This is a genomic window from Bacillus sp. MBGLi79, assembly GCF_002953915.1.
Map to the genome: position 1 here is coordinate 1,496,480 of NZ_CP026521.1, position 21,079 is coordinate 1,517,558.

At 43.0% G+C, this 21,079-nt stretch carries 17 protein-coding genes; 16 read left to right on the forward strand and 1 reads right to left on the reverse strand.

What is annotated here, in order from left to right; translation table 11 throughout:
* Positions 1 to 77: 77 nt before the first annotated feature.
* The gene (locus C1T29_RS07560) at positions 78 to 1,220 is read right to left on the reverse strand and encodes a YcbX family protein (protein ID WP_036908201.1); all 1,143 of its coding nucleotides are present in this window, start codon (positions 1,218 to 1,220) and stop codon (positions 78 to 80) included.
* Between the two features lie 109 nt (positions 1,221 to 1,329).
* On the opposite strand from C1T29_RS07560, the gene rlmKL reads away from it, so the two are divergent.
* The 16 genes from rlmKL to C1T29_RS07640 all read left to right on the forward strand — a co-directional run bounded on the left by rlmKL (position 1,330) and on the right by C1T29_RS07640 (position 21,060).
* The gene (gene rlmKL, locus C1T29_RS07565; RefSeq protein WP_004247681.1) at positions 1,330 to 3,444 is read left to right on the forward strand and encodes a bifunctional 23S rRNA (guanine(2069)-N(7))-methyltransferase RlmK/23S rRNA (guanine(2445)-N(2))-methyltransferase RlmL; all 2,115 of its coding nucleotides are present in this window, start codon (positions 1,330 to 1,332) and stop codon (positions 3,442 to 3,444) included.
* Positions 3,445 to 3,450: 6 nt separating this feature from the next.
* A complete protein-coding gene (locus C1T29_RS07570) occupies positions 3,451 to 5,382 on the forward strand; it encodes an ABC transporter ATP-binding protein (RefSeq protein WP_208945647.1) in 1,932 nt (643 codons plus the stop codon).
* 92 nt (positions 5,383 to 5,474) lie between these two features.
* Positions 5,475 to 6,764 (forward strand): membrane integrity-associated transporter subunit PqiA, encoded by a 1,290-nt coding sequence (gene pqiA, locus C1T29_RS07575; protein WP_004247682.1) that lies wholly within the window; start codon positions 5,475 to 5,477, stop codon positions 6,762 to 6,764.
* Complete coding sequence (gene pqiB, locus C1T29_RS07580; RefSeq protein ID WP_060555344.1) at positions 6,757 to 8,409, forward strand: intermembrane transport protein PqiB; 1,653 nt, start codon at positions 6,757 to 6,759, stop codon at positions 8,407 to 8,409. Before pqiA ends, pqiB begins: the two co-directional genes overlap by 8 nt.
* Positions 8,409 to 8,981: a membrane integrity-associated transporter subunit PqiC gene (pqiC, locus tag C1T29_RS07585; RefSeq protein WP_004244677.1), complete on the forward strand. Its 573-nt coding sequence runs from the start codon at positions 8,409 to 8,411 to the stop codon at positions 8,979 to 8,981. The genes pqiB and pqiC overlap by 1 nt, the downstream gene beginning before the upstream one ends.
* An 87-nt stretch (positions 8,982 to 9,068) precedes the next feature.
* Positions 9,069 to 9,473, forward strand: a complete 405-nt coding sequence (locus C1T29_RS07590) for an ASCH domain-containing protein (protein WP_004244678.1) — start codon at positions 9,069 to 9,071, stop codon at positions 9,471 to 9,473.
* Positions 9,474 to 9,867: 394 nt separating this feature from the next.
* A complete protein-coding gene (locus C1T29_RS07595; protein WP_014663610.1) occupies positions 9,868 to 10,290 on the forward strand; it encodes a DUF1641 domain-containing protein in 423 nt (140 codons plus the stop codon).
* Between the two features lie 39 nt (positions 10,291 to 10,329).
* On the forward strand, positions 10,330 to 11,508 hold the full coding sequence (locus C1T29_RS07600; RefSeq protein WP_208945648.1) for an NAD(P)/FAD-dependent oxidoreductase: 1,179 nt from the start codon (positions 10,330 to 10,332) through the stop codon (positions 11,506 to 11,508).
* A gap of 197 nt (positions 11,509 to 11,705) precedes the next feature.
* Complete coding sequence (gene uxaC, locus C1T29_RS07605; protein ID WP_095432577.1) at positions 11,706 to 13,127, forward strand: glucuronate isomerase; 1,422 nt, start codon at positions 11,706 to 11,708, stop codon at positions 13,125 to 13,127.
* A 67-nt stretch (positions 13,128 to 13,194) separates the two neighbouring features.
* Complete coding sequence (locus C1T29_RS07610) at positions 13,195 to 14,574, forward strand: MFS transporter (protein WP_103748890.1); 1,380 nt, start codon at positions 13,195 to 13,197, stop codon at positions 14,572 to 14,574.
* A gap of 105 nt (positions 14,575 to 14,679) precedes the next feature.
* Entirely contained in the window at positions 14,680 to 15,693 is a 1,014-nt protein-coding gene (allD, locus tag C1T29_RS07615; RefSeq protein WP_103748889.1) for an ureidoglycolate dehydrogenase, read from the forward strand.
* Positions 15,694 to 15,698: 5 nt separating this feature from the next.
* Positions 15,699 to 16,718: a zinc-binding alcohol dehydrogenase family protein gene (locus C1T29_RS07620; RefSeq protein WP_014663616.1), complete on the forward strand. Its 1,020-nt coding sequence runs from the start codon at positions 15,699 to 15,701 to the stop codon at positions 16,716 to 16,718.
* 24 nt (positions 16,719 to 16,742) lie between these two features.
* A complete protein-coding gene (gene uxuA / locus C1T29_RS07625) occupies positions 16,743 to 17,822 on the forward strand; it encodes a mannonate dehydratase (RefSeq protein WP_103748888.1) in 1,080 nt (359 codons plus the stop codon).
* Positions 17,819 to 18,655 (forward strand): SDR family oxidoreductase, encoded by an 837-nt coding sequence (locus C1T29_RS07630; protein WP_103748887.1) that lies wholly within the window; start codon positions 17,819 to 17,821, stop codon positions 18,653 to 18,655. The genes uxuA and C1T29_RS07630 overlap by 4 nt, the downstream gene beginning before the upstream one ends.
* 47 nt (positions 18,656 to 18,702) lie before the next feature.
* Positions 18,703 to 19,971, forward strand: a complete 1,269-nt coding sequence (locus C1T29_RS07635; RefSeq protein ID WP_103748886.1) for an MFS transporter — start codon at positions 18,703 to 18,705, stop codon at positions 19,969 to 19,971.
* Positions 19,972 to 20,058: 87 nt separating this feature from the next.
* Positions 20,059 to 21,060: a LacI family DNA-binding transcriptional regulator gene (locus tag C1T29_RS07640; RefSeq protein ID WP_069838945.1), complete on the forward strand. Its 1,002-nt coding sequence runs from the start codon at positions 20,059 to 20,061 to the stop codon at positions 21,058 to 21,060.
* Positions 21,061 to 21,079: the final 19 nt, after the last annotated feature.

Below are 21,079 nucleotides of genomic sequence, written 5' to 3' on the forward strand. Positions count from 1 at the left end.
TCAGTAGAGCAGATCATGCAAAATAAAAAGAAGATAAGGACAGTTTACCTTCTTTTTATTTGTGATAAAGATAAGCGTTATTTTTTATTAAGTGAAAGTTTTACATTGCCTTTAGGAACACAACTACATGCGAGTATTCTGCCAGAACGTTTTATGGCACCTGCTTTTAATGCATTGACATCACCTTCATCTAATTGAATAACACAAGAGCCACAAATCCCCGCACGACAACTATAGGGAATAGCATAACCGTGATTTTCCAGTTGCTCTAACAACACCTCTTGATTATTCCCAGCAAAGCTGATGCCATTAAATTCAATAGTGACAGCTTGTTTTGGCTCTTGAGCGGAGGCTGCTGTAACCGCATTGTCAGTTGCTGGTTCGGTTGTTTGCTCTGTTGTTTGTAAATAAGATTTCGCTTCTTTATAAGCTAATATTTCAACTTTATCCCCAACACGAATAATACCTGATTGGCGAATGATAATATTTTGACCAAAATCCACATCGCCTTTTTCATCTGTACGGAATGTTTGCAGTGTTGCTAACGGTTCTGTGGTAGGATGCTTAATGCCTTTATCGATACTGATAGTGGTCATAATACAGCGACTGCAAGGCTTGACTAAGTCCATGACGACAGAGCCAATACGGATTGTTTGCCAGCTATCTTCTGCAAAAGGTTTTGCACCTGTGATGATGATATTACCGCGAAATTGCTCAATATTGATTGAAGCTGGGCAACGCTGTTGCAGAGACTGAAATGAGGCTTCATTAATCAATAGATAAGGGTAACCGTCAGCGAACGAAACCGCGGTTTCAGGAGATTTTTTTACTCGACGTGTTGATTTTTCACCCGTCCAGCGAAGTTGTACATCCATGCCTAAATAGCGGCTGAACCATTGATTTATTTCATCTGGGGCAACATAAGCGGTAAAATGATTTCCCCACACTTCAGTTGGTTGTAATGAAGATTGAAAATCCTGATAAGTAATGGCAATTCCTTCACCATCGGGTGCTTGAATATAAATACCATTTGTCATTACAGTGGGAATAAAACACAGCAACAAAGGGTATTTACGTGCGGTGATAAATGTCCCCTCAGGGGTCGTTATCATAAAATCACGATCAAACGTGAAGCCGCTTTCACGGGCAAAGGCTTGAGAAAGACGGATCCCTTTCATTGATTTTACAGGGTGTATATAAAGGCGTGATACGTTGATCATCAGTGCTCCCAAAAAGGTTTTATTATTTTTTTATCGTCAGTAACTTTATGACAACGTAATACAATTAGCTATAATGCCCAACAATTTTATTTTAGGTGGTAACAATATTATGCGCTCTCTGTTTGCCAGCACAGGCCGAGGTCTGGAAGAATTATTAAAAACTGAACTTGAACACCTTGGTGCCCAGTCTTGCCAGATTACGCAAGGTGGTGTCTATTTCCGTGCTGATGATAAAACCATGTATCAGTCTTTGCTCTGGAGCCGTTTAGCTTCTCGCATCATGCTTCCGCTAAATGAATTTAATGTCTACAGTGATCTAGATTTATACCTTGGTGTGCAAGCAATTGATTGGAGCGAAGTATTTACAGTTAATCATACTTTTGCTATTCACTTTAATGGCACTAATGATGTGATCCGTAATAGCCAATATGGTGCATTAAAAGCGAAAGATGCTATCGTCGATTCATTCCAACGTAAAATAGGGCAACGACCGGATGTTGCTAAGCAATCACCGGATATTCGTTTAACTATACATCTACATAAAGAAAAAGCGTCATTATCTTTAGATCTCAGTGGCGATGGATTACATCAACGTGGTTATCGTGACTTAACAGGGCAAGCACCGCTAAAAGAGAATCTAGCCGCAGCGATTATTATGCGTTCAGGTTGGAAAACCGATACACCATTAATTGATCCTATGTGTGGCTCAGGTACTTTACTTATTGAAGCGGCAATGATGGCGACGGATTGTGCCCCCGCTTTAAATCGAGTCCATTGGGGTTTTCGTCATTGGTTAGGACATAATGAAGCGCTATGGAAAGAAGTCACTCATGAAGCATTTGCCCGCTTCCGTGAAGGTAAAAAGAATACTCAAGCGCGTTTTTATGGTTTCGATGTGGATAAACGCGTATTAGATATGGCAAGAGCTAACGCACGCCGTGCGGATGTGGCCGATTTAATTACTTTTACCCAAGGTGATGCAGCAAAACTGACTAATCCAGTATCCACGGGTGTTAAAGGGACGATTATTAGTAACCCGCCTTATGGTGAACGTTTAGAAAGTGAACCCGCACTCATTGCCTTGCATAGTCAGTTAGGACGAGCGGTAAAAGCCCATTTCCCAGGATGGCGATTATCACTTTTTAGTGCTTCTCCTGAATTGTTAAGCTGTATTCAGTTACGTGCTGAGCGTGAATTTAAAGCTAAAAATGGTCCGTTAGATTGTGTACAAAAAAACTATTTATTATCAGAAACACCTTCGACGATTAATACACGACTGGCGGAAGATTTTGCTAACCGTTTACGTAAAAATGAGAAAAAACTCGCAAAATGGGCAAAACAACAGCAAATTGAGTGTTATCGCTTATATGATGCTGATTTACCAGAATATAATGTTGCGGTAGATCGCTATGGCGAAAAAGTGGTGATCCAAGAGTATGCACCTCCAAAAACCATTAATGAACATAAAGCACGTCAGCGTTTATTTGATGTGATTAGTGCCACCATGGAGGTTTTGGCATTACGCTCTGATCAACTAATTTTAAAAACTCGTCAACGCCAAAAAGGTAAACAACAATATGAAAAAATGGCAGAGAAGGGGGATTTCTTTTTAGTTGATGAGTTTGGTGCCAAATTCTGGGTGAATTTAACCGACTACCTCGATACTGGACTGTTTTTAGATCACCGCATTGCACGCAAAATGTTAGGTGAAATGAGCAAAGGAAAAGACTTTTTAAATCTCTTTGCTTATACCGGTAGCGCGTCAGTCCATGCTGGGTTGGGGGGAGCTAAAAGTACCACAACAGTAGATATGTCACGGACTTATCTTGAATGGGCTGAGAAAAACTTTCAAGCAAATGGATTATCAGGTAGACAACATCGTTTAATGCAGGCGGATTGCTTACAGTGGCTAAGCCAAAGTAATGAACAGTTTGATGTGATTTTTATCGATCCTCCGACGTTCTCTAATTCAAAACGCATGGAAAATACCTTTGATGTACAACGTGATCATATTGAATTAATGAAACATCTAAAGCGTTTGTTAAGAAAAGGCGGAACAATTATGTTCTCAAATAATAAACGTGGTTTCAAAATGGATCATGAAGCATTAGCGAATATTGGGTTAACAGCAAAAGAGATAACACAAAAAACATTATCGCAAGATTTTGCACGTAACCGCCAAATCCACAATTGCTGGCTATTAAATCATGCTGGTGAGGAATAATTTACAATGCCGTTAATTAGTTTGACTGGGGCTTATTTAGCGTTTAGTGATGCCCCTTTATTAGATAATACAGACTTGTTTATTGATGAAAATGAACGCGTTTGTTTAGTCGGTCGCAATGGTGCCGGAAAATCGACCCTATTAAGAGTGTTAGCCAAAGAGCAGCCCTTAGATGATGGGCAAGTGGTGTATGAACAAGATCTGGTGACTGCACGTTTACAACAAGATCCCCCCAGAGATATCGAAGGCACTATTTTTGATTTTGTCGCGCAAGGCGTTGCAGAAGATGCGCAATATATTACCGAATATCATCGTGTTTCAAAGGTAATAGAAACGGACCCTTCTGAAAAAAATCTTAATCGATTAGCTCAGTTACAAGAAGTGCTCGATAACCGTAATCTCTGGTTATTAGATAGCCGTATTGCTGAAGTACTGGAAAAATTAGGGTTAAATGGCGAAGCTGAGCTTTCCTCACTTTCTGGAGGATGGTTAAGAAAAGCCGCATTAGGGCGCGCATTAGTGAGCGCACCGAAAGTGCTCTTTTTGGATGAACCCACCAACCATCTAGATATAGAAACTATCTTATGGTTAGAGAAATTTTTAAAGGATTTCCAAGGTAGCATTGTCTTTATTTCCCATGACCGATCATTTATTCGTAATATGGCAACCCGCATTATTGATTTAGATCGCGGAAAACTATCCTCATGGCCGGGAAATTACAATAAATATCTGGAAAGTAAAGAAGAAGCATTGCGTGTTGAAGAGCAACAAAATGCTGAGTTTGACCGGAAATTAGCGCAAGAAGAAGCATGGATACGTCAAGGGATCAAAGCTCGCCGGACTCGTAATGAAGGTCGTGTACGGGCATTAAAAGCATTGCGAGTTGAACGAAGTGAACGTCGCGAAGTATTAGGCAGTGCTCGTATGCAGGTCGAAGAAGCAACGCGCTCAGGTAAAATTGTGTTTGAATTAGAAGATGTTAATTATAGCATCGGTACGCGTAGGCTCGTTCGGGACTTCTCTGCAAAAGTACAACGAGGAGATAAAATTGCCTTAGTTGGCCCTAATGGTTGTGGTAAAACCACACTACTCAAATTGATGTTAGGGGATTTAAAAGCAGATAGTGGTCGTATTCATTGCGGCACTAAATTAGAAGTTGCTTATTTTGATCAACATCGTGCCACACTTGATCCTGATAAAACAGTGATGGATAACCTTGCTGAAGGTAAGCAAGAGGTGATGGTAAATGGTCGTCCTCGTCATGTTTTAGGTTATTTGCAAGATTTCTTATTTCCACCAAAACGTGCCATGACACCTGTTAGAGCACTTTCGGGGGGCGAAAGAAATCGTCTATTGCTTGCTCGTTTGTTCTTAAAACCAAGCAATTTACTTATTCTTGATGAACCAACTAATGATCTTGATGTTGAAACATTAGAACTATTAGAAGAGCTGGTGGATGCTTATCAAGGCACTGTGTTGTTGGTTAGCCATGATCGTGAATTTGTTGATAATAGTGTTACGGAGTGTTGGATCTTTGAAGGTGATGGCGTAATCAATAGCTATGTTGGTGGCTATTATGATGCGCAGCAGCAGCGGGCACAGTCTGTTTCTCTTAAAAATGAAGCGAATAAGTCACGTAATGCACCAGAAAAAACTGAAAAAGAGACTAAACCAAAACAGAACGCCAAAAAGGCTACACGAAGTAACAATAAGTTAAGCTATCATTTGATCCGCGAGCTTGAACAACTGCCCGCTAAACTGGAACGTTTAGAAGAGGAATTAGGTTGTTTACAAGAAGAAGTGGCTGCAGCTGATTTCTTTACACGTCCTCATGAAGAGACAGAAAAAGTGCTAAAAGCATTAGCTGATAAGGAAAATGAACTTGAAACAGCTTTTGATAGATGGCAAGAGTTGGAGATGATGCAAAACGGTGAATAACGTATGCCAACTCATAACGGGGCATAATGCCCCGTTTTAGTCTCTATACTTATTGTTGTTTATTGATTATCAAATAAATGAGAGGTGCCGTTGTGTGTTCGGGTCAACATTCTTGTCATGAAGAACAACATGAGCAAATATTGTGCCCTCAGTGCGATCTGGTAGTGAGTGTTCCTGAATTAGCCCAAGGAACCAAGGCGACCTGTCCACGTTGCCACACTTTGCTAACAGCACGTTGGCGACAACCTTTTTATCAGCCTGTAGCCTTGGCGATTAGTGCATTATTTATGTTGTTAATGGCTTGCCAATTTACTTTTGTCAGTATGGAAGTGGCAGGAATTACCAATAACATTACTTTAATGCAGATCCCAAATGTGATGTTTAGCGAAAATTATGTTGAGCTAGGCGCTTTCTTTTTACTCTTTGTACAAGTGGTTCCTGCTTTCTGCATGATAGCGATTTTACTGCTTTGTACACCCATTAAGCTGCCAAGAAAATTACAAATTTGGCTATCACGAATTCTTTTCCAATTAAAATCGTGGTGTATGGCAGAGATTTTTTTAGCCGGTATTTTAGTCAGTTTTGTCAAGCTAATGGCGTATGGTGATATCGGCTTAGGGTTAAGCTTCCTACCTTATGTACTTTACTGCTTATTACAAATTCGTGCATTTCAATGTTTAGATCGCCATACATTATGGGAAAAACTAGAATCGCGACCCGCTTATCCTAAAATTGAATCAGGTAAAACAGGTTTAAAGCAAGGGGTAAGATTATGTCGTTCTTGCACTGCTATTTTACCGGCTGATCAATATGAATGTAGTCGTTGTGAAGTAAAAGGGTATGCGAGAAAACCTCATAGTTTGCAATGGACGCTCTCTTTCTTAATTACTTCTTTAATTCTTTATATTCCGGCTAACCTATTGCCGATTATGGTGACGGAGTCGCTGGGTAATAATCTTTACTCAACCATAATGGCTGGGGTTATCTTACTTTGGGAAGATGGCTCATATCCTGTGGCAATGGTTATTTTTATTGCCAGTATTATGGTACCTAGTTTAAAAATGGTGGCTATCGGTTGGTTATGTTGGGATGCACATAAAGCCAAAGGAAAACGTGATCCGGCGAGAATGCACTTTCTCTATGAAGTGGTCGAATATGTAGGGCGTTGGTCAATGATTGACGTTTTTGTTATCGCTGTTTTAGCTTCATTAGTCAGAATGGGACGTCTGATGAGTATCTATCCCGATTTTGGTGTAGTGCTATTTGCATTGGTTGTCGTATTAACGATGTTCTCTGCAATGATGTTTGATCCTCGGTTAACATGGGATAAATGTACTGCCGATGATGATAAACCCATGATTAAGGAGCCTAAGGGTGACTGAAAAGAACGATACTGCTTTAACACAAGCAAAAATTAATAAACTGAAAAGCTGGTCTCCAGTTTGGATAATACCTCTTGTTACGTTATTGATAGGAGCTTGGATACTTTATTATCATTTCAGTCATCAAGGTCCTGAAGTCACATTAATAACCTATAATGCTGATGGTATTGAAGCAGGTAAAACTAAAATAAAGAGCCGTAGTGTTGATATTGGCCTAGTCGAAAGTGTGACATTAGATAGTAATTTTAGTCGAGTGATCATCAAAGCTCGTCTCGATAATGAAATGAAAGAGCTACTGCGTGCTGATACCGCTTTTTGGGTGGTTAAACCACAAGTGGGAAAAGAAGGTGTCACTGGTTTAGGTACTCTACTCTCAGGTGCTTATATTGAGCTACAACCCGGTTTAACAGGCAAAGAGCAGGATGAATTTAATTTATTGGACTCTCCGCCACTGGCCTCTCCGGATGCAAAGGGGATACGCATTAATTTAGTCAGTGAAAGAGCAGGCCAGCTTAATGCAGGTGATCCGGTATTATTTAGGGGTTATCAAGTCGGCTCGGTTGAGACGAGTGAATTTAATATTGAAAGCCGAGATATGCACTACCAGCTTTTTATCAAAGCACCTTATGACAAAATGGTCACGTCGAATGTTCGTTTCTGGAAAGATTCAGGCATTGCATTTGATATGTCATCATCAGGGGTTCGTGTTGAAATGGCTTCGCTTTCCACACTGTTTAGCGGTGGGGTGAGTTTTGATGTGCCTACGGGGTGGTTACCTGGTGAAGCTATAGCCCCTAAAACAGAATTTAAACTTTATGATAACGAAAAGAGTATTCAAAATTCGTTATATACCGATTACCGTAGCTATATTATGTTTTTCTCTGATTCTATAAGAGGATTACAAGCCGGAGCGCCAGTTGAGTTCCGTGGTATTAGAATGGGTACGGTTGTTCAAGTACCCTATTACACCCAAGAAATGCAACAATCGTTAGATAAAGATTTCCGTATTCCTGTGCTTATCCATGTTGAGCCGGAACGTTTTGCGAATGATGTAGGTGAAAGTTTTGATTTCGTAAAAGAGCTTTCTTCTGCTGCTGAAAATGGATTAAGAGCATCGTTAAAATCAGGCAATCTATTAACAGGTGCGCTGTATATTGATCTGGACTTTTATCAAGATGTTGAACCTTGGAAAGGGCCACAAACTGTTGCAGGATTACCACAAATACCCACAGTCAGTTCTGGTTTAACGCAAATTCAGCAAAAAGTGATGACTTCATTGGATAAGATCAACAATCTTCCTGTTGAGCCAATGTTGAAAGAGATGACTGCGACATTAACCGAAAGTCAAAAAGCGGTTGCTGAAGCGAAGGAAACTCTGAAATCATTAAATGCTATGATTGGTAGTGATGACTTCCAAAAACTGCCTAATGATATTCAACAGTCATTAAAAGAGATCAATCGCAGTATGCAAGGTTTCCAACCTGGCTCACCGGCATACAGTAAAATGGTTGATAATATGCAACGCTTAGATCAAGTGCTCAGAGAGATGCAACCGCTATTGAAGACCTTAAACAATAAGAGCAACGCATTAATTTTTGAAGCACAACAAGGTAAAGATCCTGAACCAAAGAGGGCTGAAAAATAATGAAATATATTATTGGGATCGCGGTATTGATGCTGACGGCTTGTTCAAGTGTGCCTGATAAAGCTTATTATCAATTACCTGATGTTTATCAAGGTGCAAATAATAAGGTTGTTACAACCACTGAGAGCGCAAAGCAAGATCAGATTTGGGTTCAGCCTATCCGTTTATCTGATATGTTAGTTAACACGGGCATTGTCTATCAAACCAGTGATATCAATTATACCGTTGCTAACCAACATTTGTGGATAAACCCGCTTGATCAACAGCTACAGCAAAATCTGGTTGTGGGATTAGCAAAAGAATTCCCTAATCGAGTGGTTTCGACACAACCTATTGAAGATAAACTTGCTAAATTGACTGTCAATGTTAATTATTTTCAAGGTCGATATGACGGCAAAGTGATTATTGCTGGTGATTGGATCTACACTCAAGGCAATAAAGTGATTAGTCAGCCTTTTTCTGTCGCGTTAACACAAACGGAAGATGGCTATCCGGCTCTGGTACGTACGCTAGGGGAAGGATGGCAGAATGTCGTCGCTGAGATCGCAAAAACAATTAAATCACAATATTAATTGTTTTATACAGTAATATAGGAATAACCAATGCCTGACTAAAATCAGGTGTTGGTTTTTTATTCGAGATAACGAGAGAAAAATCTCATGCTGGAATTGATAAAAAAGAAATACCCTACAGCGATTTGTTGGTCTTTCGGGGATAATCCGCAGCTTGCTGATGAACTTGCACAACTTGTCGTTGAAAGAAAAAAAACAGCAACATGTAGCTCATTAAGTGGTTTTTTTAGTGATCCAGTCACGCCAACAATTGGTGGTTACAATATTATTTTAAATAGCCATGGGGTTCCTATTTGTGTTATCAGAACACGCTCTTTAACATTGGTACGTTTTTCTGAGGTCACAGAACAGTTAGCGCGTAAAGAAGGTGAGGGTGATCTAAGCTTGTCATATTGGCAACAAGGACATAAAGAATTCTTTATGCGAGAAGGTACCTACTCTCCAGATATGGAATTAATATTTGAAGAATTTGAGTTAATAGAGGTTTTTTAGTTAACAGGCTTCATATTTGTCGATAACTTAAGTTATATCATTAATGTTGCTATGGTTATTTGGCATAAATTTTATTTTTACTACTGTGAATAGTAGAAAATAGGCAATTCTAATAGGATTGTTATATTGACATAAATTGAAAAAAATCGATTATTTATTTTCAAGCTATTGTTTTTATTATTTAGGTCAGAAATCGGATCTTTAATTTTATTTTTTTATAAAAATAATACTGAATATGGCAAGATGAAAAACTGGGTAGTAAACATTTATTTTTGTAAATGATTGTGCATGAATTCACAATCCTTATTCTTATGCCTTAAAAGCGTGAGACAGGGAGAGGCACTACCCTTTCCAAACAAATCAGCAAACTGCTTATAGTAAAGGAGAATTGGATATGCCAGAAACAATCGATCAAACAAATGCGTCTGTCAGCCAAAGCCAGCAAGATCTTATTGATCAGCTATTAAAGCCAGAAGTTCAAGAATCATTGACTGTTTTAGTTGACCAGCTTCCGAAGCTGACTGAGTTAGTCAATATTTTAACGAAGTCTTATGATTTCGCTCAGTCTGTAGCGACTGACGAAGTGTTAAAAAACGACACAGTCGGTGCGATCACTGAAATTCTTGAGCCTGTAAAAGAAACAGCGAAAGAAGTAGCTGCGACTGCGATCGAAGCAAAAGACCGCGCGGAAGCAAGCAACGAAACAATTGGTCTTTTCGGCCTGCTGCGTATGCTGAAAGATCCTCAAGCTCAAAAGCTGTTCCGTTTTGCTAACAGCTACCTTGAAGTCATGAACGAACGCGAAAACCAAAAATAATCTCAGATTCAAATTGATATAAAGGACGGAGGATATACGATGTCAAAACATATTGTCATTCTAGGCGCTGGTTATGGCGGAGTTCTTTCTGCTCTAACAGTTCGCAAACATTACACAAAAGAACAAGCACGCGTGACAGTGGTAAACAAATACCCAACTCACCAAATCATTACGGAATTACACCGTCTTGCTGCAGGCAACGTGTCTGAAAAAGCGGTTGCTATGCCATTAGAAAAACTTTTCAAAGGCAAAGACATTGATCTTAAAATCGCGGAAGTAAACTCTTTCTCTGTTGATAAAAAAGAAGTTGCGCTTGGTGACGGTTCTACATTATCTTACGATGCGCTTGTTGTAGGTCTTGGTTCTGTAACGGCTTATTTCGGCATCCCAGGTCTTGAAGAAAACAGCATGGTGTTGAAATCTGCTGCTGATGCGAACAAAGTCTTCCAGCATGTTGAAGATCGTGTGCGCGAGTACTCTAAAACGAAAAACGAAGCAGACGCAACAATCCTTATCGGCGGAGGCGGCTTAACAGGTGTTGAGCTTGTTGGTGAGCTTGCTGACATCATGCCGAACCTTGCGAAAAAATACGGCGTAGACCATAAAGAAATCAAATTAAAGCTTGTTGAAGCTGGTCCGAAGATCCTTCCTGTTCTTCCGGATGATCTTATCGAACGTGCAACTGCAAGCCTTGAAAAACGCGGCGTTGAGTTCTTAACAGGTCTCCCTGTTACAAATGTAGAAGGAAACGTAATTGATCTGAAAGACGGATCTAAAGTTGTTGCCAACACATTTGTTTGGACTGGCGGCGTACAAGGTAACCCATTAGTCGGTGAATCAGGCCTAGAAGTGAACCGCGGACGCGCGACTGTAAACGACTTCCTGCAATCTACATCTCATGAAGATGTATTCGTTGCTGGAGACAGCGCCGTTTACTTCGGACCAGACGGCCGTCCATACCCGCCAACTGCACAAATCGCATGGCAAATGGGTGAGCTGATCGGTTACAACCTATTCGCTTACCTAGCAGGCAAAACACTTGAAACATTCAAGCCAGTTAACTCTGGTACACTTGCAAGCCTTGGACGCAAAGACGCGGTTGCCATTATTGGTGCTAATTCTACACCGCTTAAAGGTCTTCCTGCTTCCTTGATGAAAGAAGCAAGTAATGTACGATATTTGACACATATTAAAGGACTTTTCAGCCTGGCTTACTAATCCTTTTAATGAATCTGGCATTGCCAAAAGCGTTCCTTTCCGAGTGCTTTCTGGCAATGTCTTTTTTCATGTTTATGATAGCGTTAACATTTCATTTTCAAAAAAGAGATTGATCCCAGAGGAATATAAAGGTAAAATAAAAACAAATCAAAATGTTAACGTTAACATTTTGAAATAGAATGAAAGACGGTGAGGACATGGAACCCTTCATGGGCGAAAACTTTTTATTGAAAAATGAAACCGCTGTCAGCCTCTATCACAAGTATGCGAAAGACATGCCGATTATTGATTACCACTGCCACTTAAGTCCGAAAGAAATCTATGAAAATAAAACATTTCAAAACATCACGGAAGCCTGGCTGTATGGTGACCATTATAAATGGCGCATCATGAGAGCCAATGGAATTGAGGAGACATACATCACCGGAGATGCGCCAGATGAGGAGAAATTTATGGCTTGGGCGAAAACCGTGCCGATGGCGATCGGAAATCCGCTCTACAACTGGACCCACTTAGAATTGCAGCGTTTTTTTGGCATTTATGAGATTTTAAACGAGAAGTCCGGACCGGCTATATGGAAACGGACAAATGAACTGCTCCAAGGGGAAGGCTTCGGGGCAAGGGATTTAATCATGAAATCAAATGTAAAGGTTGTGTGCACAACGGATGACCCTGTCGATTCTCTTGAATACCATCTATTATTAAGAGAAGACAAAGATTTTCCTGTCAGCGTGCTGCCTGGATTTCGGCCGGATAAAGGACTTGAGATCAATCGTGAAGGCTTTCCGGATTGGGTGCAGTCACTTGAAGATGCCGCCGCCATATCCATTACAACCTATGATGAGTTTTTAAAAGCGTTGGAAAAACGAGTGCGATTCTTCCATTCAGCTGGCGGCAGAGTGTCTGATCACGCGATAGATTCAATGGTATTTGCCGAAACGACAAAAGAAGAAGCTGGACGGATTTTTGCTGACAGATTACAAGGAACAGAGGTTTCTTATGAGGATGAGAAGAAATTTAAGACATATACGCTTCAGTTTCTTTGCGGGTTGTATGCGGAGCTCGATTGGGCGATGCAGTTTCATATCAACGCTTTAAGAAACACGAATACAAAAATGATGAAAAGGCTCGGTCCTGATACAGGCTATGATTCTATGAACGATGAAGAAATTGCGAAGCCTTTATACAAGCTGCTGAACTCAGTTGAGATGAAGAACCAGCTGCCGAAAACGATTTTATATTCACTGAATCCCAATGATAACTATGTCATTGCCAGCATGATCAACAGTTTTCAGGACGGTATAACCCCGGGAAAAATACAATTTGGCACAGCCTGGTGGTTTAACGATACTAAAGATGGAATGCTGGACCAAATGAAAGCGTTATCAAACGTTGGCCTTTTCAGCCGTTTTATCGGCATGCTTACCGATTCCAGAAGCTTTCTTTCGTATACGCGCCACGAATATTTCAGGCGAATCGTCTGCAATTTGATTGGGGAATGGGTGGAAAACGGTGAAGTGCCGTGCGATATGGAGCTTCTTGGAAACATCGTTCAGGGAATTTGCTATGACAATGCGAAACACTACTTTCAATTTCAAGAAGAAAAAGCAAACGTGTAACAAAGTGTCCGCTCAGCATCACTGAGCGGACCACTGCCCGAAAATTCTTAAGACACAGAGGTGGAACATGCGAACTGAACTGGCAAATAAGGTTGTGTCGGTCGAAACGGAAAAAAGACTTTCGTTGAAGGAAAAAATCTCCTATGGTTTTGGTGATTTTGGCAACGGTTTTATGTTTGATCTCGGCCAGATTTATTTATTGAAGTATTTCACTGATGTAGCGGGAATTCCGGCTGCGATGGCCGGCGGCATTTTTTTAGTCAGCAAGCTGTTTGCGGCGATAACAGATCCAATTGTCGGCTCATCAATCGATTATCGCAAAAACATCGGCAAACGGGGGAAATTCAGGCCTTATTTATTAATCGGCAGCATCGTGCTCGCGGTGCTTACTGTTCTTATTTTTCTGTCTCCAAATGTATCAACGACCGGAAAACTGATTTATGCTTATGCATCCTATATGATTTGGGGCATCGGCTATTCGTTTGTGAATATTCCCTACGGCTCATTAGGAGCAGCAATGACTCAAAATTCTGAGGACCGAACCTCCATTTCGACGTTCCGCCAAATCGGATCACTTGGCGCCTTGTTTATCACAAGTGTGGCCGTAATGCCGCTTCTCGTCAAATTTGATAATCCGAAGATCGGCTACCCCGTGGTCATGGGCTTGTTCGCGTTACTCGGTGTGCTTTGGTTTTATATTTGCTACCGCAATTGCAAAGAGCGCGTTGGCATATCGGAAGCCCCTAAAGAAAAATTAACATTCTCATCTGTCGTCAAAACATTTATTACAAATAAACCGCTGTTAACCCTTGTCCTAATGACGATTTTTTCAATTTCCGCATACAACATCAAATCCGCCATGCTCGTCTATTTCGCACAATATAACCTGGGCAATGTTGAATTAATGGCTTATATGAACTTCATCATTATTGGTTCTTCCTTTTTGGGCGTCGTATTCCTTCCAAAGCTCGTCAAGATGTTTGGAAAGAAACGAACGGCAATGATTGGCTTTGCCATCAGTGTGGCCGCGGATCTGATCAACTTTATGCTTCCATCTAACGTTTATGTGTTTACCATTCTCGCCAGTATCGCCTTTATCGGTATCAGTATCCCAAACGGCATCACGTGGGCTCTTGTCTCCGATATTATCGACTATGGCGAATGGAAATCCGGTGAACGGAAAGAAGCAACGACATATTCACTTTTCAATTTTTCCAGAAAGCTAGCTCAGTCTTTGTCTGGGTTTCTTTCGGGGATCGGTTTGGGGATAATCGGCTACGTGCCGAATGCAGTTCAGACAGCACAGGCACTGATCGGCATCAAAGCGCTTTTGCTTCTGTATCCGGCCATTGCTTTGGCATTGGCGATGATCATTATTGGTTTTCTTTATAAACTCACAGACCAGCAGCATGCTCAGATTGTTCAGGATCTTCATCAAAAGAGCTGACGATGTAATATAAAGAATATTTGAAATAATCCGTAAATAAAATGTGTTTGTAGGGGTTTTCACTAATGGGTGCCCGGAAGCACTGAATAGGAAGGAGGCACTTAATTGAAAACGATAACAATTGCAGCTGAAGAAGCAAAGAGACTCGTTTGGAAAAAGCTTGCCGGTGCCGGTTTGAATGAACGAGATGCTGAAAAAGTAGCAGATGTCCTCGTGCACGCTGATTTGCGCAATGTACATTCGCATGGCGTGCTGCGCACAGAACACTATGTGAACAGGCTTTTAGCGGGAGGGATCAACCCTGAGGCACAGCCTGTTTTTAAAGAAACGGGGCCTGTGACCGGAGTGCTGGATGGTGATGACGGATTCGGCCATGTGATTTGTGATATGGCAATGGACCATGCAATTGTCATGGCCAAGAAAAATGGTGTCGGCATGGTCACGGCCGTCAACAGCAGCCATTGCGGAGCGCTAAGCTATTTTGTGCAAAAAGCGGCTGACGAAAAACTGATCGGATTGGCAATGACGCATACGGACAGTATCGTTGTCCCGTTTGGAGGGAGGGCTCCTTTTTTAGGGACAAATCCGATTGCTTACGGTGTTCCGGCTAAGCATAAAAAACCGCTTATCCTCGATATGGCGACGTCCAAAGTGGCTTTCGGGAAGATTCTGCAGGCCCGTGAAGAGGACAAGGAAATTCCTGAAGGATGGGGAGTCGATGAAAACGGAGAAGCAGTAACGGATCCTGACAAGGTTGTTTCACTTTCAACATTGGGAGGCCCGAAAGGCTATGGACTATCGATTGTGGTGGATGTGTTTTCCGGATTGCTTGCTGGCGCGGCTTTTGGCCCTCATATTGCGAAAATGTACAGCGGCCTTGATCAAAAAAGAAAGCTGGGGCATTACGTTTGCGCGATCAATCCATCCTTTTTTACCGACCGGGATACGTTTTTAGAGCAGATGGATGCCATGCTTCATGAACTGCAGCAGTCTCCTCCAGCTGCTGGAGTCGAGAGAGTGTTTGTGCCTGGTGAGATCGAGCAGCTGCATGAAGAAAGAAATAAGGAACACGGAATATCAATTGCTCGGAGTGTGTATGAATTCTTAAAAAGCAGGTGAGAAAAATGAAAGCGGTTCAAGTACGAAAACCGTATGATCTGGTGACAGAGGAGATAAAGAAGCCGGTTCTTTCTATGGATGATGAAGTGCTCGTGAAAGTCAAGCGAGTCGGGATTTGCGGATCAGACATGCATATTTATCATGGGACGAATCCGCTCGCTACCCTCCCGAGAGTCATCGGACACGAGGTAACGGGACAAGTGGAGGCAGTTGGGGCGAATGTACAGAGCCTAAAAGCCGGTGACCATGTGGTAATTGAGCCGATTTCTTATTGCGGAACTTGCTATGCCTGTCGCAAAGGGCGGCCGAATGTTTGTGCCAAGCTCTCCGTGTTTGGCGTACATGAAGACGGGGGCATGCGGGAATATATTGTGCTTCCGGAAAGGCAGCTTTACGCGGTTTCAAAGGACTTGCCTTGGGAGGAAGCGGTCATGGCCGAGCCTTATACGATAGGGGCCCAGGCAGTGTGGAGAGGGCAGGTGGAAAAAGGTGATACCGTTCTGATCCAAGGAGCGGGGCCTATTGGGATCTGTGTGTTAAAAATGGCAAAGCTGGCGGGTGCTGCTGTCATGATGACTGACTTGAACAACGAGCGGCTGGCGTTTGCAAAAGAAAACGGCGCCGATGCTGTTGTAAATGTCCAAGCAGAACATGTTGCCGAGCGGGTCCGTGAATGGACTGGGCATGAGGGAGCAAATGTGGTCATTGATGCTGTTTGCCTGCCGGAGACTTTTGCGTTTTCCGTTGAGGCCGTTTCACCTGCGGGACGTGTGGTTGTGCTTGGATTTGATGAAAGAGCGGCACAGATTTCTCAGCTGCCGATTACAAAAAAAGAAGTCACAATAACCGGGTCGAGATTGCAGACCAATCAGTTTCCCAAGGTGGTAGAGCTTTTGAATAAAGGCCGGTTAGCGCATAACGGGCTTGTGACCCATACATTTTCAGTGGATGATGTCCATCACGCATTTCAGTTTATTAAGGAGCATCCAGATCAGGTACGGAAAGCCGTCATCGCGTTTGATTAATCGACTGAATCCGGAGGTGAAAGCATGAATATGACATTTCGATGGTATGGCCGAGGCAACGATACAGTCACACTTGAACACGTGAAGCAAATTCCCGGTGTCAAAGGCATCGTTTGGGCTCTTCATCAAAAGCCTGTCGGCGACGTGTGGGAAAAAGAAGAAATCAGAGCCGAGACCGAATATATTCAATCCTATGGTTTTCATGCTGAAGTTGTAGAAAGCGTGAATGTTCACGAAGCGATTAAACTCGGGAACGAAGAACGCGGCCGATATATTGAAAACTACAAACAAACGATCCGCAACCTTGCCGGATTTGGCGTGAAAGTGATCTGCTACAATTTTATGCCGGTTTTTGATTGGACACGCACGGACATGTTCCGGCCGCTGGAAGATGGATCAACCGCTCTGTTTTTTGAAAAGGCCAAGGTGGAAAGCCTTGAGCCCCAAGAGCTGATTCGGACGGTGGAGCAAGCATCTGACATGACACTGCCGGGGTGGGAGCCCGAAAAATTGGCTCGGATCAAAGAGCTTTTTTCGGCCTACAGAACGATCGATGAAGAACAGCTATGGGACAATTTATCATTCTTTTTGCAGGAAATTCTTCCTGTTGCAGAAAGTCACGGTGTTCAAATGGCCATTCATCCGGATGACCCGCCATGGCCGATTTTTGGACTGCCGCGCATTATCACGGGGGAGGCAAGCTATAAGAAACTGCGGGCGATATCAGATTCACCGTCTAATTGCATCACCCTATGTACAGGTTCAATGGGAGCCAATCCCGCTAACGACATGGTGGAGATCGCTAAAACGTATGCCGGCATCGCTCCATTTTCACATATTCGCAATGTGAAAATTTATGAGAATGGCGATTTTATTGAAACATCGCATGTAACAAAGGATGGTTCGATCAACATTCAAGGTGTGATGGAACAACTGCATAAGCAGGATTACGAAGGATATGTCAGACCGGATCATGGGCGCCATCTTTGGGGTGAGCAATGCCGCCCGGGATATGGCTTATACGATCGTGCCCTTGGCATCATGTATTTGAACGGACTGTGGGACGCCTATGAAGCAATGGTGAAAAAAGAGGTGGACATATGATCCCGCTGCATGAGAACCTTGCTGGTAAAACAGTTGTCATCACTGGCGGCAGCGGTGTGCTTTGCTCTGTGATGGCCAGGGAGCTAGCCCGTCATGGCATGAAGGTGGCGATATTGAATCGGACGGCTGAAAAAGGCCAGGCGGTCGTGAAGGAGATAACGGCGGCGGGCGGCACAGCGTGCTCTGTTGCAGCGGATGTGCTGGACAGGGAGTCACTGGAGCGGGCAAAGAAAGACATCCTTAGTCGATTCGGCGCTGTTGATCTGTTAATTAACGGGGCTGGCGGCAATCATCCTGACGCGATAACCGATGTGGAGACATATGAAGAAGCGGGAGAAGGCCAATCCTTTTTTGATATGGATGAGGGAGGCTTTTCAACTGTTTTCTCCACTAACTTCACCGGTGCGTTTCTGGCCTCGCAAGTGTTTGGAAAAGAGCTGCTGAAGGCGGATTCACCGGCGATTATCAACCTTTCTTCCATGAGTGCTTATTCACCTATGACGAAGGTTCCGGCATACAGTGCTGCCAAGGCGTCTATCAATAACTTTACGATGTGGACGGCCGTTCATTTTGCCGAAACCGGGCTGCGGGTCAATGCGATTGCCCCAGGCTTTTTTCGGACAAAACAAAATCATGATCTGCTGATTAACCAAGACGGAACGTTCACCAGCCGATCTCACAAAATTATCGCGGGAACACCGATGAAGCGCTTCGGAAAACCGGAGGATTTGCTCGGCACGCTTCTTTGGCTGGCGGATGAATCCTATTCGGGTTTTGTCACCGGAATCACCGTTCCTGTCGATGGAGGATTTATGGCTTATTCAGGTGTGTAACGAAAGCGGCGCAACAGAAACTGAACCAACATAGGGGTGAGGTTGAGGTGTTTTCAAAAGATAAGCTTCCCATTATCCTTTTTTTGTTCCTGGCAGGGGTGATTAATTACCTGGATCGCTCGGCGCTTTCCATTGCAGCTCCTTTTATTCAGGATGATCTCACATTGTCAGCCACGCAAATGGGTTTGATTTTCAGCAGTTTTTCGATTGGTTATGCCATTTTTAACTTTCTTGGGGGCGTGGCATCCGACCGCTACGGGGCAAAACTGACCCTATTTGTCGCGATGGTCGTTTGGTCGCTGTTTAGCGGAGCAGTCGCCCTCGCTTTTGGTTTTGTCAGCCTGCTGATTATCCGTATCCTCTTTGGAATGGGAGAAGGCCCGCTGTCTGCGACCATCAACAAGATGGTGAATAACTGGTTCCCGCCGACCCAGCGGGCGTCCGTTATCGGTGTAACCAACAGCGGCACCCCGCTCGGAGGAGCCATTTCCGGTCCGATTGTCGGCATGATTGCAGTGGCGGTCAGCTGGAAGCTATCCTTCGTTCTCATTATGATCATTGGTTTGATATGGGCAGTGCTCTGGTTCAAGTTTGTCAAAGAAAAGCCGTCAGAGAGGGTGAAGGAAGCACAGGTAATCAAAGCAGAAACGTCTCCTGGAGAAAAAATTCCGCTCACCTTTTATCTGAAGCAAAAAACGGTCCTGTTCACGGCGTTCGCTTTTTTCGCTTACAACTACATCCTCTTCTTCTTTTTGACGTGGTTTCCAAGCTATCTTGTCGAAGAGCGGGGCTTAAGTGTTGAATCGATGAGTGTTATCACGGTCATACCGTGGGTTTTAGGCTTTATCGGGCTTGCTGCAGGAGGATTTGTTTCTGACTATGTGTACAAAAAAACAGCCCGAAAAGGCGTGCTGTTCTCACGCAAGGTTGTGCTTGTCACGTGTTTGTTTTCATCAGCTGTCCTAATTGGTTTTGCCGGGCTGGTGGGAACGACTGCGGGCGCTGTCACACTGGTCGCTTTGTCAGTATTTTTTCTATATTTAACAGGTGCTATCTATTGGGCTGTGATTCAAGATGTGGTTGATCAAAACAATGTCGGTTCTGTTGGCGGCTTCATGCATTTCCTCGCCAACACGGCAGGAATTATCGGCCCGACTTTAACAGGTTTTATTGTTGACCAAACGGGCACGTTTTCTGGAGCGTTTTTGCTTGCCGGAGGGTTAGCTGTCTTCGCGTCACTTGCTGTAATTCGTTTTGTCCGTCCGATCATCGGCAAACCAACAGGAACAGAAGCTGAGAATCCGGTGTCTTATTAATCTGGAAATATAGTGGGAGAGGCGGTATGTTTGATGATACAATATACAGTAATTAATCGCAGCCGGTATGATAAGGAAGGGAATTAGATGGTAACCATAAAAGATATCGCAAAACTTGCAAACGTATCCCACACAACCGTTTCCAGAGCACTCAACAATAGCCCTTACATCAAAGAGCATACGAAGAAAAAAATAGTAGAGCTCGCAGAGAAGCTCAACTATACACCAAATGTAAATGCGAAAAGCCTGGCGATGCAAAAGTCACATACGATCGGGCTTTTCTTTACAAGCATCACAAACGGAACCTCACACAGCTTCTTTGCAGACACAATCAAAGGCGTCAATCAAGCCATAAGTGAGGATTACAATCTCTATGTGCGCGGCATTGATGATCTGAAAAACTATGACTCCGTTACACCGATGAGGTATGACGGCATCATTTTAATGAGCCAAAGTGATATTGATAATTCTTTCATTTACCATATACGAGAAAAAAACATTCCGCTTGTCGTGCTAAATCGTGATATTGATGACCGCACCATCACGAATATTTTATCCAATGATAAGGAGGGCTCCCAGGAAGCTGTAGAATACTTTATTAAGAACGGACATCAAAACATCGCCATCATCGAGGGGATGGAAGGCTTTAAATCCTCCCAGCAGCGAAAGGAAGGCTACTTATCCGCACTGATTCAACATCATATTCCAATCAAGCATGAATACAGTGTCAAAGGACAGTACGATATGGAAAGCGGCTTTCAAGCGATGGAGCGGCTGCTGGCGCTGCCGAATCTTCCAACCGCTGTCTTTTGTTCGAATGATGACATGGCAATCGGAGCGATGAATGCGATATTCGCAAAGGGCCTGCGCGTACCTGATGATATTTCGGTGATCGGGTTTGATGATATTGGGTTTTCACAATACATCACGCCAAGGCTTTCAACAGTAAAGCGCCCAGTGGAGAAAATCAGCGTGCTCGGCGCGCAAAAACTATTGTCGCTGATCAGCGAGCCGGAAACAAAAGCGGAGAAAATCTTGGAAAACACAGAATTCATCGTGCGTGATTCAGTCAGACGATTAACAACGTGATGCCCCATTTTTCAGCGGG

Bases quoted from the DNA above. Each gene is read 5' to 3' on its own strand.
- C1T29_RS07560 (WP_036908201.1), bottom strand. From the start codon at position 1,220: ATGATCAACGTATCACGCCTTTATATACACCCTGTAAAATCAATGAAA.
- rlmKL (WP_004247681.1), top strand. From the start codon at position 1,330: ATGCGCTCTCTGTTTGCCAGCACAGGCCGAGGTCTGGAAGAATTATTA.
- C1T29_RS07570 (WP_208945647.1), top strand. From the start codon at position 3,451: ATGCCGTTAATTAGTTTGACTGGGGCTTATTTAGCGTTTAGTGATGCC.
- pqiC (WP_004244677.1), top strand. From the start codon at position 8,409: ATGAAATATATTATTGGGATCGCGGTATTGATGCTGACGGCTTGTTCA.
- C1T29_RS07590 (WP_004244678.1), top strand. From the start codon at position 9,069: ATGCTGGAATTGATAAAAAAGAAATACCCTACAGCGATTTGTTGGTCT.
- C1T29_RS07595 (WP_014663610.1), top strand. From the start codon at position 9,868: ATGCCAGAAACAATCGATCAAACAAATGCGTCTGTCAGCCAAAGCCAG.
- C1T29_RS07600 (WP_208945648.1), top strand. From the start codon at position 10,330: ATGTCAAAACATATTGTCATTCTAGGCGCTGGTTATGGCGGAGTTCTT.
- uxaC (WP_095432577.1), top strand. From the start codon at position 11,706: ATGGAACCCTTCATGGGCGAAAACTTTTTATTGAAAAATGAAACCGCT.
- C1T29_RS07610 (WP_103748890.1), top strand. From the start codon at position 13,195: ATGCGAACTGAACTGGCAAATAAGGTTGTGTCGGTCGAAACGGAAAAA.
- C1T29_RS07620 (WP_014663616.1), top strand. From the start codon at position 15,699: ATGAAAGCGGTTCAAGTACGAAAACCGTATGATCTGGTGACAGAGGAG.
- uxuA (WP_103748888.1), top strand. From the start codon at position 16,743: ATGAATATGACATTTCGATGGTATGGCCGAGGCAACGATACAGTCACA.
- C1T29_RS07630 (WP_103748887.1), top strand. From the start codon at position 17,819: ATGATCCCGCTGCATGAGAACCTTGCTGGTAAAACAGTTGTCATCACT.
- C1T29_RS07640 (WP_069838945.1), top strand. From the start codon at position 20,059: ATGGTAACCATAAAAGATATCGCAAAACTTGCAAACGTATCCCACACA.